At 56.0% G+C, this 14703-nt stretch carries 13 protein-coding genes and 4 tRNA genes; 9 read left to right on the top strand and 8 right to left on the bottom strand.

Annotated features, from left to right (window positions below; genetic code table 11):
• The 4 genes from QZR18_RS00880 to QZR18_RS00865 form a co-directional block, all read right to left on the bottom strand.
• On the bottom strand, positions 1–1174 hold a 1174-nt coding region (locus QZR18_RS00880), incomplete at its 3' end, for an Ig-like domain-containing protein (protein ID WP_295910033.1).
• Positions 1175–1441: 267 nt separating this feature from the next.
• Positions 1442–1517: transfer RNA gene (locus QZR18_RS00875), tRNA-Phe, on the bottom strand.
• A 28-nt stretch (positions 1518–1545) separates the two neighbouring features.
• Positions 1546–1619: transfer RNA gene (locus QZR18_RS00870), tRNA-Asp, on the bottom strand.
• 61 nt (positions 1620–1680) lie between these two features.
• A tRNA-Glu gene (locus tag QZR18_RS00865) sits at positions 1681–1753 on the bottom strand.
• A gap of 218 nt (positions 1754–1971) precedes the next feature.
• On the opposite strand from QZR18_RS00865, the gene QZR18_RS00860 reads away from it, so the two are divergent.
• The 4 genes from QZR18_RS00860 to QZR18_RS00845 are packed head-to-tail and all read left to right on the top strand — an operon-like array spanning position 1972 to position 6141.
• Complete coding sequence (locus QZR18_RS00860; RefSeq protein WP_178705917.1) at positions 1972–3822, top strand: mechanosensitive ion channel family protein; 1851 nt, start codon at positions 1972–1974, stop codon at positions 3820–3822.
• A gap of 15 nt (positions 3823–3837) precedes the next feature.
• Positions 3838–4305 (top strand): peptide-methionine (R)-S-oxide reductase MsrB, encoded by a 468-nt coding sequence (gene msrB, locus QZR18_RS00855; RefSeq protein ID WP_178705922.1) that lies wholly within the window; start codon positions 3838–3840, stop codon positions 4303–4305.
• A 7-nt stretch (positions 4306–4312) separates the two neighbouring features.
• Positions 4313–5230 (top strand): DMT family transporter, encoded by a 918-nt coding sequence (locus tag QZR18_RS00850; protein WP_178705924.1) that lies wholly within the window; start codon positions 4313–4315, stop codon positions 5228–5230.
• Positions 5227–6141 (top strand): DMT family transporter, encoded by a 915-nt coding sequence (locus tag QZR18_RS00845; RefSeq protein WP_178705927.1) that lies wholly within the window; start codon positions 5227–5229, stop codon positions 6139–6141. The genes QZR18_RS00850 and QZR18_RS00845 overlap by 4 nt, the downstream gene beginning before the upstream one ends.
• A 40-nt stretch (positions 6142–6181) precedes the next feature.
• Here QZR18_RS00845 and QZR18_RS00840 read toward each other — a convergent pair.
• Positions 6182–6253, bottom strand: a tRNA-Lys gene (locus QZR18_RS00840).
• Positions 6254–6319: 66 nt separating this feature from the next.
• On the opposite strand from QZR18_RS00840, the gene QZR18_RS00835 reads away from it, so the two are divergent.
• From QZR18_RS00835 to QZR18_RS00825, 3 genes are all read left to right on the top strand, one after another.
• A complete protein-coding gene (locus QZR18_RS00835; protein WP_178705930.1) occupies positions 6320–6958 on the top strand; it encodes a hypothetical protein in 639 nt (212 codons plus the stop codon).
• A gap of 59 nt (positions 6959–7017) precedes the next feature.
• Entirely contained in the window at positions 7018–7188 is a 171-nt protein-coding gene (locus tag QZR18_RS00830) for a hypothetical protein (protein WP_295910030.1), read from the top strand.
• A 96-nt stretch (positions 7189–7284) separates the two neighbouring features.
• Positions 7285–8313 (top strand): NUDIX hydrolase, encoded by a 1029-nt coding sequence (locus QZR18_RS00825; RefSeq protein ID WP_295910029.1) that lies wholly within the window; start codon positions 7285–7287, stop codon positions 8311–8313.
• Between the two features lie 13 nt (positions 8314–8326).
• On the opposite strand, the gene QZR18_RS00820 is transcribed toward QZR18_RS00825, so the two are convergent.
• From QZR18_RS00820 to QZR18_RS00810, 3 genes are read right to left on the bottom strand one after another with little or no spacing between them, the layout of a single operon-like run.
• Positions 8327–8764 (bottom strand): septum formation family protein, encoded by a 438-nt coding sequence (locus tag QZR18_RS00820; protein WP_291458884.1) that lies wholly within the window; start codon positions 8762–8764, stop codon positions 8327–8329.
• 11 nt (positions 8765–8775) lie between these two features.
• Positions 8776–9837, bottom strand: coding sequence for an inorganic phosphate transporter (locus tag QZR18_RS00815; RefSeq protein WP_178705933.1), 1062 nt, complete (start codon positions 9835–9837; stop codon positions 8776–8778).
• Positions 9838–9840: 3 nt separating this feature from the next.
• Positions 9841–10473 (bottom strand): DUF47 domain-containing protein, encoded by a 633-nt coding sequence (locus QZR18_RS00810; protein ID WP_178705936.1) that lies wholly within the window; start codon positions 10471–10473, stop codon positions 9841–9843.
• Positions 10474–10775: 302 nt separating this feature from the next.
• Here QZR18_RS00810 and QZR18_RS00805 point away from each other — a divergent pair, with 302 nt between their 5' ends.
• On the top strand, positions 10776–12614 hold the full coding sequence (locus tag QZR18_RS00805; RefSeq protein WP_178705939.1) for a phosphoenolpyruvate carboxykinase (GTP): 1839 nt from the start codon (positions 10776–10778) through the stop codon (positions 12612–12614).
• A 131-nt stretch (positions 12615–12745) separates the two neighbouring features.
• Entirely contained in the window at positions 12746–14698 is a 1953-nt protein-coding gene (locus QZR18_RS00800) for a hypothetical protein (protein WP_295910025.1), read from the top strand.
• Positions 14699–14703 lie beyond the last annotated feature (5 nt).

Raw genomic sequence — 14703 nt, 5'->3', positions numbered from 1 at the left:
GAGTGGTTGTGCTGGGGGTTGGCGCCGGAGTGGTTGTGCTGGGGGTTGGCGCCGGAGTGGTTGTGCTGGGGGTTGGCGCCGGTGTTGTCGTGCTCGGGGTAGGTTGCGGAGTCGTTGTGCTCGGGGTGGGGCGAGGCAATGAGGGGTTGTCGTCGGTGGAACCACCACCATCGGCCGTGATTACCGCTTTTCCGACCAATGCAACAGCGTTGACAGAGGCGTTGTTAGTGAAGGTCGCAGACTTACCGACCATCGCCGGGTTCTTGATCTTGGTGTTATAGGAGATCGAATAGATTGCGTTTCCGTTGCCCTTCGGCCAAGTCGCGGTGAAACCGCTGCCGTCGGCTTTCTTCGTGACGGTGAAGGTGCCGCCGTTCAGAGCGTCGCCATTCGATACCGTTGTGGAATCGCCCAATGGGAAGTCATCTCCGTTAGCCCACACTGACATTGAGGGCTCGTTGGCTAGGGTGTAGCCACCATTGTCATTCGTGAAGGTGTCGTCAACAGTGATGGTCTCGACTGAGATTCCCGACTCCACGACGTTGATCGACCAGTTAATCAACGAAGGATCATCGGAGTCGACTGTTCCGCCCTTGTTGTGTTTGGTGGTTTTTCCGATATTGGTATCGCCAATTCCGGTCCCGTCACCGGGGAGCGGAACAGAAACAGCCTTGCCATCAATCAAGAAGGACACAGCGCCAGCAGTGGTCTTTGCAGCTGCGCTCATCTTTGCCCAACCTGAACCGGTGATGTTTTGGTGGGAGTTTGCGTAGTCTGTGAAGGTACAGGTAATAACCGCTCCGGGTTCAGGTGCGGGAGCAGAGCAATTGACAGCGACCTGACCATCAGGGGCGATCATGTCGAATTGAAGTTGTGTGCCGGTCGAAGCGAAGGTATTGAGCTCCGGGGGTGCTTGGATGGTGAAAGTGTCTCCCTGGCGGATCGCCTTCCCAGTTCCGTCGATGGTGAAGTCAACCTGCATCATGGTGCCAACGCCAAGCTTCGTTGAGGAGCTGACTCCAGAGAGTTTGACATCCTTGACGATGTCGTTGACGGTTGCGGCCTGTGACACGCCTTGAGAAACGACGAAATAGGCCAATGCGAGGAAACATGCGAGGAGCATTGAAAGCCCCGAAATCGCTGATCTTGTAAGAGTTTGAACGCGTATCGACACCTGAAAATCTCCTGATTGATTTGTGTGGGATAACTAAATGCTAGTCAGTTCAGCGATGAATTCACAAATATCTGGGATGGTCTAAAAGTTCTCAGGTGGCTTTCTCAGTGTGTCATTCTGGTTGACCATGTTGTCAATCAGCGTTGTCCTGCAGGTATCGTTGCAGGTCAAAAGCGGTTTGTGCTTCGAGTTGCGAAGTTTGGGGGAGGTGGTGTGATTCTGGTCGCAGTAGATACAACAAAACCCTCGCGGTGCGAGGGTTTTATCTGGTGGCTCCGACCGGCGTCGATCCGGTGACCTTTCGATTTTCAGTCGAACGCTCTACCAACTGAGCTACAGAGCCAGGACCGAAACCTACTGGCCTGGTCTTGCGACCCCGACGGGACTTGAACCCGCGACCTCCGCCGTGACAGGGCGGCGCGCTAACCAACTGCGCTACGGGGCCTCACAATAGGTGAAGCCTATTGAAATTTTCTTCACTGTCGACACGAGCGACTTCGAAGAAGTACCCCCAACGGGATTCGAACCCGTGTCGCCGCCGTGAAAGGGCGGTGTCCTAGGCCTCTAGACGATGGGGGCCACTGTCGGCCACCGGTCTGGCGTCCGAGGACGAAGAGAATATTAGGCAGAAGCGAGGCGTTAAAGCAAAAAGAATGGCAGTGATGACCGTCACATGTCTATTTTTCCTTGATATTCTGGGACTCATGATGCTGCCCATCGATTCAAGGCTCAGGCGATTCTCAATGATCGCGCCTAGGCTTGAGGGAGTACAAAATGAGTGATTCAAGGACGGTTTTATGATTTTCAGTGCCGATGATCCGACACCTTCGCCTTCGCCAACGGGTGTTGCACAGGCCGCTGTTCAAAATGCGCTGGACTTGGCATCGCTGATCTTCGGCGCCGCAGTTGGTCTGGTTATCGCCTTCGTTGTCGCGCTGGTGATCGCCCTTTTGACGCGTCCAATTGCCCGTCGCTCGCGCTATTTTGCAGCAGTTACCAAACGCGTCCGGACCTCGTACTACATCACTGCGATGGCTTGGGGTGCGTGGGCTGGCCTGCAATTCATGCTGGTCAACACCACTTTGTCAGATTGGTCCAATGGCGGAATGGTGGGTTTTATCTCCCATGTTCTGCTCATTATTGGCATTTTGACGATGACCTGGATGGTCTACGACAGCGCGTGGATCTTCGAAGACGCGGCACGAATCCGCCAGGAAAAAGACGGAGGGGTTTCCCGTAAGTTTGAAACCCAAGCGCAGGTCATCCGTCGTCTCCTACAGGCTCTGGTTATCCTTCTCGGTGTTTGCGCAGCCCTCTTTACTTTTGACGCTGCGCGTCAGGCAATGGCAACCGTTCTGGCCTCTGCCGGTATCATTTCGGTGATCGCCGGTCTTGCAGCTCAGCAGACCTTGGGAAATGTTTTTGCCGGTATTCAATTGGCTTTCACGGATGCAATTCGCGTGGGCGATGTGGTCGTTGTCGGTAAGGACAATGCCTCGGGCAAGGTTGAAGAGATCACTCTTTCTTACGTTGTTGTTCGGCTCCCAGACGAACGCCGGCTTATCGTTCCCTCGACCTACTTCACGTCCAACACCTTCGAAAACTGGACGCGTCGCGCGGCAACCCAGCTGGGTAATGTCGAACTCAAGCTCGACTGGGCGGCGCCTTTAACTCTGATCCGCAGTCACGTTCAAAAGCTTCTTCTTGCAACTGATTTGTGGGATGGGCGTTCGTGGGCCGTTCAGGTTGCTGACTCGAATGAAACGACAATAACCGTTCGCATTGTTGTCTCTGCCAAGGACTCCGGAGCGCTGTGGGACCTGCGCTGCTACCTACGTGAAAACATGATTCGTTGGGTTGTTGATGAGGATCCTGCGATCCGTCCTCATACGCGTGTTCAGTCCTTGGAGGTTGAGAAAGTCACGCAGGATACCTCTCGCGAGGCCGTCGCCCGACTGGCGAAGGAACTGTCGGGTATTGCCGCCGATACGACGGGTGACCCCAACTTGCATCCGGTTTCGCCGGTAGGAAAGCCCACTCAGGCCTCGCCTGTTTCTTCTCAGGGCAAGACAGAAGAAAAGGCTGATTCGGACCCCCTCGATGACGCCGTGCATTCTGTGCGGCTCTTGGCAGCCCGACAGAAAGCCAAGCGCGCGCGCAGGAGGGCAATGGCCCAGCGTCAGCGTGAACTTGCTGATACGGGGAAGGTCACAGCGGTGGCCTCGGCAAATGACGCGCAGACCCAGGTTTTTTCACAGACGATGCTGCATTCTTTGGTTGCCGAGCAACTAGCCGAAAAGGTTGCCGAGGCCAATGCGCGTCTAGGTAAGAACCACCTTGGTGGGGGATCGACCGCGCTCTTGCCTCAGGCCCAGGCGGACGGTGACAATGCGCAGGCCTCATCCCCTCAGATACAGTCCGGTCACGCTCATATGGATGCGACTGTCGTTCGCGGGGAGCGCCTCTTCTCAGGATCTCCCGATGCCGATGAGCGCAATCAGATTTACGCCGGTCCCGGTGACGATGTCTTGGCGGAACGCGAAGCTACGGCGAAACGTCACGAAGAAGAAACAACTCGTTTGAACAGCGGACCTCGAGTGCCCGAGGATGCAGTGCGTCCGCGGCACAGCGATGTTCAACAAGACTGAATTGAGGAAAACAACATGAAGATCATTCGAACCCGTGATCGTGCAACGCAGCTCGAGCACCTTGCGCAGGCGCAACAGTCGGCACCCAGCGTGAATTACAGTGACGACGAGTGGCGTGAGCGGCTTACTCCCCAGCAGTACTTGGTTCTTCGTCAAGCCGGGACTGAGGCGCCGTGGACAGGTGAGCTGCTGGATGAACACCGCTCAGGTACCTATCTGTGTGCGGCATGCGGTGCTCAGCTTTTCCCCTCGTCAACGAAGTTTGAATCGCATTGCGGGTGGCCGAGTTTTTATGAAGCGCTGCCCGGTGCAGTTAACTATTTCGAGGATATTTCCCACGGAATGCGCCGCATCGAGGTGCGCTGTGCGAGCTGTGATTCTCACCTAGGGCATATTTTTGATGACGCACCGAATCAGCCGACGGGAAATCGTTTTTGTATGAATTCCGTGTGTCTACAGTTTGTCCCTGACCCTGTGGCATAGTGGGGGAGTGCTATCCCATCTTCGTGCGCTTCTTTCACGCGTTCCCGCGCCCATTCTGATTGTTGGTGCTGCGCTTAGCGCGTATAGCGGTGCGGCCGTTGCGGTCCTGATTTTTGGGTCTGTCCAGCCCGGTGCTGTGGCATGGATGCGTGTTTTCATCGCCGGGATCATTTTGTGTGCGTGGCGGCGACCCTGGCGTGTGGGCCTGAGCGTTAAGGATCTTGTTGAGTCCGCTTGCTTCGGCTTGGCGTTGATCACCATGAACATCACGTTCTTTGAATCGATCGCATATTTGCCCCTAGGTCCAGCCGTCTCCATGGAGTTCATTGGGCCGGTTGCAGTCGCAGTGATTCGTGGCCGAGGCTGGCTTCCGCGCCTTGCCGCATTCCTTGCCTTGGCGGGGGTCGTTGCTATTGGAGGGCTTGGCCTCGACACCAATGATCCAGGTTTTATTACCGGGCTGAAATGGGCGAGCTTGAGTGCTGTCGCGTGGGCGGTCTATATCCTTTTGGGGCAGCGTGTGGCATCGAAACGCTCGGGAATTACCAATGTTGCGGTCGGTTGTGCGCTCAGTGGGCTGATACTTTCACCTTTCATGGCTCAGCCAGCCTTACCTGCGCTCACTCAACCATGGTTGCTTGGGATTGTCGTGCTTGTTGCGGTCCTATCCAGCATCATTCCTTGCTCCTTTGAAGCCCTTGCCATGCACAGGATCTCGGCGGCAGATTTTTCGCTGTTCACTGCGCTTTCTCCGGCCTCGTCGCTGCTGATGGGTGTGATCATCCTTTGGCAGATTCCCACACCGTGGCAGATTCTGGGACTTGTTCTGATTTCGGTCGCTGTTGGAATTGCTTCAAAAGATTCCTCGAAGGAAGATGAGTTTCTTGCCGAAGAAGTACGTGAACTAATTGGAGGAGGGTCGTGAGCAGCCGAACACTCGCGGGAATAGCAAACCGCATTCCCGCACAGATATTGATCGTTACCTCGGCTCTCATTCAATACAGCGGAGCTGCCGTCGCAGTTTTTGCCTTCTCTGTCGTTGAACCGGCCTCGGTTGCTTGGTGGCGCGGTTTCGTTGGTGCATTGGTGCTGTGCGCGTGGGTTCGTCCTTGGCGAGGCCTTGACCGCGCAACCCTCAAGGGAGCCTTTTATTTCGGTATCGCTCTGGTCTGCATGAATTCGTGCTTTTACGAGGCTATCTCCCGCATTCCTTTGGGGGCGACAGTGTCCCTGGAATTTCTTGGTCCCGTGGCGGTTGCGGTGTTCCGAGGCCGCGGATGGGCACCGCGAATTGCCGCATTTTTTGCGTTGTGCGGAGTTTTCGCCATTGGTGGTCTTGGCCTGGATTTAAGCGATCCGCAAACGCTTCCGGGATTGGCCTGGGTGATGGGGGCTGCGGCCTCGTGGGCAGGATATATCGTTCTCGGGCAAAAGGCTGCGTCTTCAAGCTCCGCGATGACTAATCTTTCGCTGGGTTGTGCGTTCAGCGCCTTGATCTCTGCGCCAATTCTGGCCCCGGGGGCAATGGTTGCATTCAGTGATCGAAAGGTTTTAGTCGCGGTCATTGCCTTGGCATTCTTGTCAACGGTTTTCCCATACAGCCTTGAAGCCATGGCGATGAAGCGGGTTTCTGCAGCGACTTTTGCCTTGTTTACGGCACTTCTTCCCGCGACCTCGGCCTTGATCGGTGCAGTGCTTTTGCGTCAGATTCCTAGCCTGTGGCAATTGGTCGGTTTGGTGTGCATTTCAATTGCCGTGGGGATTGCCTCGATGGCGGGGCGTGCGCATCCCGATGTCAATGGGAAAGAAACATTCGTGGAATCTGCCGGTGTTTAGGGCACAGAAGAAATAGAAAACTAGAAAAGTGCAAAAGAAGTAGGCCCAGGGGGACTCGAACCCCCAACCCACGGATTAAAAGTCCGCTGCTCTACCATTGAGCTATAGGCCCGCGGGTACTCCCGCTGTGTGGCCCATCGGGTGGACCAACCCCACCATCTTACTGGTAGGAGAGCAAATGGGCGAACCGCAACGCATCCCAAGGCGTCCTGCGATTTTGGACTACGCGCAAACAGAGGCAATTGTTGGTGCGCCAGATGTTGCGGATTCTTCTGTTCTTGCTCACTCAACTGCGTGGGCGCTGCTGGGTGTGGGAGATGAAGATTTTGATGCCGAGGCCTTGCGTCGCCTTCGCGAGCTGCTCTCTACCGGTGGAGTTCCTCTAGTTGCCGAGTTGTGGTCGCTAAGCCCTGATTTCACTCTTCCAGGCGCGCTGTGGCGCGTGTACTTGTTCAGAGAGTGGTTCCACCGTGACCCGCTCACGGTTGCTGATCTGTACATCTTGGGATTGCATGCGGAGCAGATCCCCGGACTCGAAGAGCCTATTCATGCGCGTCCTTTGGAAGATGTTGTCCATGACGCGGACGCACTTCTGTCTGGAGAAAAACGTGATGATGATCTGGAAGACATCTTTACTGAGCTTGCACATGCGATGCGCATTGTTGCTGCGGGCGATCCCAGAGTAGGAAGACAGTGGATCGATGATCCGCATGATGCTTTGGCGTACGGAGTGACGACGCGTGCGCGAGCACTGGTCATGACCGCTCAAGAACTCGAAGGTGCTGCCTCCCGAGCGCGCATCGGAGAGTTGGACTGAGTTTTAGCGGCCCTCGGAGCCAATCGAAGGCGTGACCTACAACCACGGTGACCTTCTCAATGAGGAGGTCCTTCGCAGCGTTGTCGATGGTGCGGATGTGGTCGTTGGTGCGTTTCCGCCTCGGTGGTGATGTTCTGCTCACTGATGAGAATGGGGTTTCCGATATCTCTGGAGCGGACTTTGCCCAGGCCTTTGTCGATGAGATCGAAACGCCCACTCATACGGGATAGCGTTTCACTGTCGCCTACTAAATCACCAATCTGAGAAGAGCGCGGGCGCGGGTTTTAAGCCCGCACCCACGCTCACTCTAGGTTAGGGTTAATAACGTGACACCCAGCCCTCAGCCCATGCCCCCGATGCGCCTTATTCGTGCAGGCGGCGCCCTTGTATGGCGCTTACGCCACCCGGGTCGTGAGATTCTCCCAGGAGATGTGCTTGACGAGGCTGAGATCGAAGTTCTGCTAGTCCATCGCCCGCAGTATCACGATTGGTCGTGGCCGAAAGGCAAGATTGAGGGACGAGAGACCATTCCCGTCGCGGCTGTGCGTGAGGTCGAAGAAGAAACCGGTCACGTGATCAGCCTCGGTGCTCCACTAACGACTCAGCGCTACCGCCTCGGCTCAGGGCAGACCAAGGAGGTCCGCTACTGGGTGGGAACCCTCATGGAAGACAATCCTCATTCTGATTATGGCCTCGTCCACCTGCGTAAGCCGGTCCACCGTGCCCCTACGCGGGAAATTGACCAGGCGCGATGGATGTCTCCTTCGCGCGCCCAGGATCTTCTTACTCGTCGCGGAGATCGTCGTCTGCTCAATGAACTTCTCATGCGAGGCCGAAGTGGTGAGCTTGTGACTACTCCTTTGGCCATGTTGCCCCATGCGCGTGCGCTTCCACCCCAGCATTGGGAGGGCGATGACGATGCACGCCCTCTGTCGCGCACTGGGGTCCGCGAGGCACTTGAACTGGTAGATCTACTGTCTGCGTATGGGGTTCGTCGAGCGATGGCGACCTCTTCTGCGCGGACCCGACAAACGCTGGGGCCGTGGGCTGCGCTCGCGGGAGTTTCGATCGATACTCTTCCTTCGCGTGAGGGTACCGATTCTGCCTCTGATGAGGCTTTGGTGCATGCGCTTTTGGCGGACGGTCAGCCGCGAGTGCTGTGTACACCACGTACGATGCTTCCGGGACTTTTTGATGTCTTCCGTCAATTCACGCCTTCGGGCGTTCGGATGAATTTCCCGCTTGACGCCAGGGAGCTATCGGCATCTGAGATGGTTATTTTGCACACTCTTCCGGAGGGGAACCGGGTGCGTGTAGTCGACGTTGAACGTCACGCACCTAGAGTCGCAGAGTAGCCGCTAGCTAGCGCTAGTACGCCGAATCTCGAACAGAACCGCGAAGAGTTTGGTCGCCGTTCGCAGCGGCAAGACATACAATCTGTCGGTCGCCCCGCTCCCATGACTCTCGGCTAGGCGTCATCCAAATGAGGTCAAGGGCTGAATCTTCGACACCGCTTCCTACGTAGGGCGTGAAGTCTTTTTCGCACTCGCGCCGCGCTTCTGACTCAAGTTGCGCGGCCTCGGGGAATTCTGATCCCCCAACAGTGGGGAGGGCAAAAACCTCAGCCTGGTGAGGACGGGAGCAGGAAATAGTTTCTAAAGAATACGCGCTGGTTGAGGTTGGAATCTGAACGCAGGCCCCGACGGAAAGCCGCATAACAGAAGAAAAACCACACCCGCTGAGTGTGCTTGCCCCAAAGAAAAGGGCAAGCACCCCGCAGCAGGTGCGAATGAATGATGCTTTCACTGAATTGGGCCTCAGACTCCAACGATCAGTGCGCAGACCCAATAGACAACCGCAGAAACTGCTGCAGCTGCGGGTAGGGTCAAGAACCAAGCGGTCACGATCGATCCCGCGACACCCCAACGCACTGCTGAGAATCGTTTCGTACACCCAACGCCCATGATTGAGGTTGAAACAACCTGAGTTGTCGAGATTGGAGCGTGGACGACGTAGGAGCACAGGTAGAGGATCGAGGATGACACGGCCTCGGAAACGAAACCGCGAGCAGGATCGAGGTCGATGATCTTACGACCGATGGTTCGCATAATTCGGCCACCGCCGGCCATAGTGCCCAGGGAGATTGCAAGTGCTCCTGAGATCTTCACCCACATGGGGACGGTCATATCTCCGGTGATGGGGTCGTAGATCTGGTGGGCCTCGCCGTAGCCACCGGCTAGAAGAGCCATGACAATGATGCCCATGGTCTTCTGCGCATCTTGGATACCGTGGCCAAGAGCCATAGCGGCCGAAGAGAAGCGCTGCGCGGCACGGAAACGACGCATCGTGTGGTGATATTGCGCGTGACGAAGCAGAAAAAGCACAATGCGCATGACGATGTAGCCGACGAAGAAACCGATGATGGGGGAAGCGAACATCGGGATGATGACCGACTTGACGATTCCCCACCAGTAGACGGCGGTGCCGCTCATCAAACCGGCGCCGACCATACCGCCAATCAACGCGTGCGAAGAAGAAGAGGGAAGCCCAAACCACCATGTGATCAGGTTCCAGATGCAGGCACCGAGAAGCGCGGCAAGAATGATGACCAGGCCCTTTTGCTGCATTTCTGCCTGGGCAGATTCAGCATATGGAGAGATCGAAATAATCCCCTCGCCAATGGTCTTTGCAACCGCAGTTCCCATCATGGCACCGAGAATATTCATGCCTGCGGCCATCAAGAGAGCCGCGCGGGGAGTCCATGCCTTAGTGGAAACGGAGGTTGCAATCGCGTTCGCAGCGTCATGGAAGCCGTTGGTGTAGCTGAAGAACAGTGCAACGGCGATGACGACGCACACTAGGATCAGGTTAAGATCCACGGTTCAGGATTCCTTCAGTGCGAGGGCTTCGATGACATTGGCTAGATCTTCGAAGGCATCTGCGCATGATTCAAGGCTCTGAACGACGTCCTTGAGCTTGATGACCGTGATGGGGTCAAGACCGGAGTCGAAAAGTGTCGTGAGAGTGCGGCGGTACGCCAAGTCACCCTCATTTTCGAGGCGGTTGATCTCAATCCAGTAATCGCGCAGGTCCACGGGGGACTTGAGCGCCGGAATGTTCTTAGCCGTCAGCTCTGCACAATGAACGATGACTGCGATCTGCTCATCAAGCAGGTGTGCAATCTGCTCGGGGATGCCTGCAATGCCGTAGACGACCAGCATGTCGCCGGCTTCGTCAATGAAGTCCATGCAGTCATCCAAGTGGGATGCAAGGGACTGAAGGTCTTCGCGGTCGAAAGGAGTGATGAAGGATGAGTTAATCCGTTGGAAGATTTCGTGGTTGAGTTCGTCGCCCTGGTGTTCGACGCCATGAAGCTGGTCACGAAGTGCGATTCGCTCTTCGGGGGAAGCGGCGTAGATATGCGAAAGAATTTCGACTCCCTCGACAAGCTTGCTCGCTTGCTGGGTGAAGAATTCGAAGAAGTTTGGGCCCTGCGTTCTGTTCCGGATCCCCATAATGTTCCTCCGATTGTGTTGAGACTGCCTCAAGGCAATCGTCATCCATTACACACTGGATATTCAAGTTCACTTTAGGGTGAATCTCCTGTTGAAGAATGTGTCTATTGCCACACTCGCATGAATGGTTGAGATATTGCGGGAAACTGCAAGGAAACGTGGCCACAGTTGACGGAATTGTCTGATTCAAATGGAAAGAGGGACTTTGCGCCCGCGCAAATACCGGTGGGGTAGAGGATGATTAAGAACGTAGATCGGGGCGTAACCACGTCCCAGAATCACCGAGTGCCTCAGGAGGCAAAATGTCCGTGACTGAACAGGATGTGCGCGCAGCCGCTCCGGCAAACGCTCCCGAAGATGTCATCAAGTGGGTTGCTGAGATTGCAGCACTGACCACCCCTGATCGCGTGGAGTTCGCTGATGGCTCCCAGGAAGAGTGGGATCGCCTGACCTCTGAAATGGTCGAGAGTGGCATGCTCACCAAGCTGAACGAAGAGAAGCGCCCGAACTGCTTCCTCGCTCGCTCGAAGCCCTCCGATGTTGCGCGTGTTGAATCACGTACCTTCATCTGCTGTGAGAAGGAAGAGGACGCAGGTCCGACCAACCACTGGGCAGACCCCAAGGAAATGAAGGCAACCCTGCACGAGAAGTTCACGGGTGCCATGAAGGGCCGCACCATGTACGTGGTTCCCTTCTCCATGGGTCCCCTGGGTGGCCCCATCTCCCAGCTTGGCGTTGAGATCACCGACTCTCCTTACGTTGTTGTCTCCATGCGCATCATGACCCGCATGGGTGCAAAGGCAATGGACCTCATCAACGAGGGTCGCGTGTGGGTTCCCGCCGTTCACTCCGTCGGTGCTCCTCTGGAGCCCGGTCAGGAAGATTCCACCTGGCCCTGCAACGACGAGAAGTACATCACCCACTTCCCCGAGACCAATGAAATTTGGTCCTTCGGTTCCGGTTACGGCGGCAACGCACTGCTGGGCAAGAAGTGCTTCGCGCTCCGTATCGCTTCGACCATGGCAAAGCGCGATGGCTGGATGGCAGAGCACATGCTCGTCCTGCGCCTGACCCGCGAGTCCACTGGCAAGCAGTACCACGTGACCGCAGCATTCCCCAGCGCATGTGGCAAGACCAACCTGGCCATGCTCCAGCCCACCATCCCCGGCTACAAGGTCGAGACCGTGGGTGACGACATTGCGTGGATGCGTCCGGGAACCGATGGCCGCCTGCGCGCCATCAACCCCGAGGCAGGCTTCTTCGGTGTTGCACCGGGAACCTCCTACAAGACCAACCCCATGGCAATGGAGACCGCGAAGGCCAACTCCATCTTCACCAACGTTGCGCTGACCGATGATGGCGACGTGTGGTGGGAAGGCATCGACGGCGAGGTTCCGGCACACCTGATCGACTGGCGCGGTAACGACTGGACTCCCGAGTCCGGCGAGAAGGCTGCTCACCCGAACAGCCGATTCACCGTTCCCGCCTCGCAGTGCCCGATCATCTGCCCCGACTGGGAAGCACCCGAGGGTGTTCCGGTTGACGCGGTCCTCTTCGGTGGCCGCCGTGCAAGCAACGTCCCGCTGGTGGCTGAGCAGTATGAGCCCGCACACGGCGTGTTCATCGGCGCTTCCGTGGCCTCTGAGGTCACCGCTGCTGCAACCGACGTTAAGGCCGGTTCGCTGCGCCACGATCCCTTCGCCATGCTGCCCTTCTGCGGCTACAACATGGCTGACTACTGGGGCCACTGGCTGGAGATGCAGGACAAGCTGGGCGAAAAGTTCCCGAAGGTCTACCAGGTCAACTGGTTCCGCAAGGACGAAGACGGCAACTTCATGTGGCCCGGATACGGCGACAACGCTCGTGTTCTGGACTGGATCGTTCGCCGCGCAGCTGGCGAGGTCGAGGCAATCGACGGCGTCACCGGTCGCTACCCGCACTTCGAGGACTTCAACCTTGAAGGTCTGGACATCGACGAAGCCAAGTGGGCAAAGCTCTTCGAGATTGACCCCGATGCTTGGTCGGCAGAGATGGACGACACCGAAGAGTACTTCTCGCAGTTCGGCGACAAGCTCCCCGCAGCTATTACCGAGCAGCTCGCGAAGTTCCGTGCACGCATCGCTGCTGCAAAGCAGGCCTGATAGCTTCTAGCTAGCACACTCGATAGGCGGGCGGTTCCCATAGCGGGAGCCGCCCGCCTATGTTTGTCTTTCAGTGATGTTTTAGAGTAGAAGATACGTGCGCATTTTGGGCGCCCACGTGGGGAGGCGAATTGGCTGTTAAACGATGGACGACTGTTAACGGATACGAGTGGGCCGTACTCGAGCCATCATCGGGAAATCCGGATGATCTGTGGATGTGTTTGACACTCTCCTACGGAACATTCAATGTCGCTCCGGAAGAAATCGGTGCCCTTCACGTGCTCATGGAGTCCATTGGCACCGAGCTCAAACGTCCAGTTGAATATGCGCCCGGTCAGTTTGCTTCCGCGCAGGTTGAATTAGCAAGCTACCTTTCTGAAATTGATATCCGCGTACATGGGCCGCGCGAAATCGTCCGCCAAGCGTGGTTGCGCTTGCCGGCTTGCTTCGAAAACCCCGAGGGGATGCTTCCCTCCGCGGGACATGCAGCTGCCTCTGATATGTGGGCATCCGAAATGGCCAATCGCGCTGGTATTTCCGAGGCCCTGCTCGCTATTTTTCGTCCAGATACCGTTACTTTCGAGGCCGAAAAGTACTTTCCTGTGGCTTGTGAACTTGCGCGCCGGATCTCGCCTTTTGAAGCGCGCTACCCCTGTGTTTTTGTGACGACAGAGCCTGACTTCTTGGGACTGGGCTTTGATCGTGCGCCAGATTCTTTGGACCTGGATGACCTTCTAGCAGTAAATACCGCAACGCCGCGTGACCAGTATCAGCCGGGTAGTCAGTGGCAGGGGGGAACAAATTATCTATTCTCTTTTGCTGTCCCAATGACGCGCGCAGGCCTTGCGGCACGTTGGGCAATAGCCATTGACGCTACAAATGTTCTGAGAGCGATGAATTCGCGTTACTCGGATATCAAAGTATCAAGTGCTGCTTACTCAATTGCTCCAGAACTCATTGGAATGATCCGTTTCAAAGAGATGGACATGTACTGGGATGCGCGTCGTTTCCTTGATCAATTCTTTAAACCGGGGCGCAAGCTAACAGTCGATCTTTCGAAAATTATCGAGCGCGTTGCAGATGATGAGAATCTTGATGTTTCGCAGCACTTGCACCGGATCAATGACACCAGTGTGCCGACCCCAGCAGAGGTCCGCGATATCATCGACCGAGCAATCGCGAGTGCCCACATCGCGTACGATGTGGCATCGCCTCAGCTGCTGCAGCGTTATCCGCTTCTTACCGCACCGAAGTCTACTTACGACCACTTCCCACTCTATAAGGGATATCCCGAGCCGGCCCCTTCGATTCCATATCCCTCGACAGAGGGGACAGACCTTCTATCGAGCGTTCCTGAAAACCTCAGCGGATACTCGATGATTCTTCCTCATCACCTCATGGTCTCAAGTGACAGGCTCGTCGCGCAGTGGTTTGATCCATTGAAGGCTGGTAATCCGAACTTAGTTACCCGTCGTGTTGAAATTACCATTGCAAACATTGCGGTACTTCTTCGTACGGGGAAGGCCTATATCCTCATTGATCGCGATGGGACCTTCTTGCCCCTCTATCCCAAAGCTTTCATCAGCCCAGAGTCATTAGTCATCTTTGACTCATTGCTGGGGTATCTTCAAGAAAATGTTTCAACTCTGACTATTGATTCGCTGTTCGATCAGGAAATCGAGCTGGTTGATAGCTTTAACCAATACGGACCCCGGGGAGTTGAACAGGGCAGTGTGAAGCCGTTGCCCGACTACATCACGCACTTGGACACTGTAAGTCTGTGGCGCAAAAATGCTCCGGAAATGGAGGAGGCCTGGCGTAATCCCGGTGGAACTCCCGCAGACAATACTCTTTCCACGGAGGCCTACGGGTATGAATCGCAGGCTGTCGCGCGAAAAAAGAAGCGTGTGGGATGGATTCTTGCGGTCATCTTCATGTTGGTATTCGGGATTATTCGCGCATGCGCACACACGACGATCAAGAGTTCCAATACCCCAACGGTGACGCATATTCCGACCATTTCAGTCTCTATGCCCAGTTTTTCCGTACCTCCAATCACCTTGCCCACTCCCAGTAGCACGTAGTGATT

Source organism: uncultured Actinomyces sp. (assembly GCA_900541895.1).
In the GTDB taxonomy this organism is placed as follows: Bacteria; Actinomycetota; Actinomycetes; order Actinomycetales; family Actinomycetaceae; genus Pauljensenia.
The sequence above is the reverse complement of the archived record's forward strand: the minus strand, read 5'-3'. Positions and strand labels throughout refer to the sequence as shown.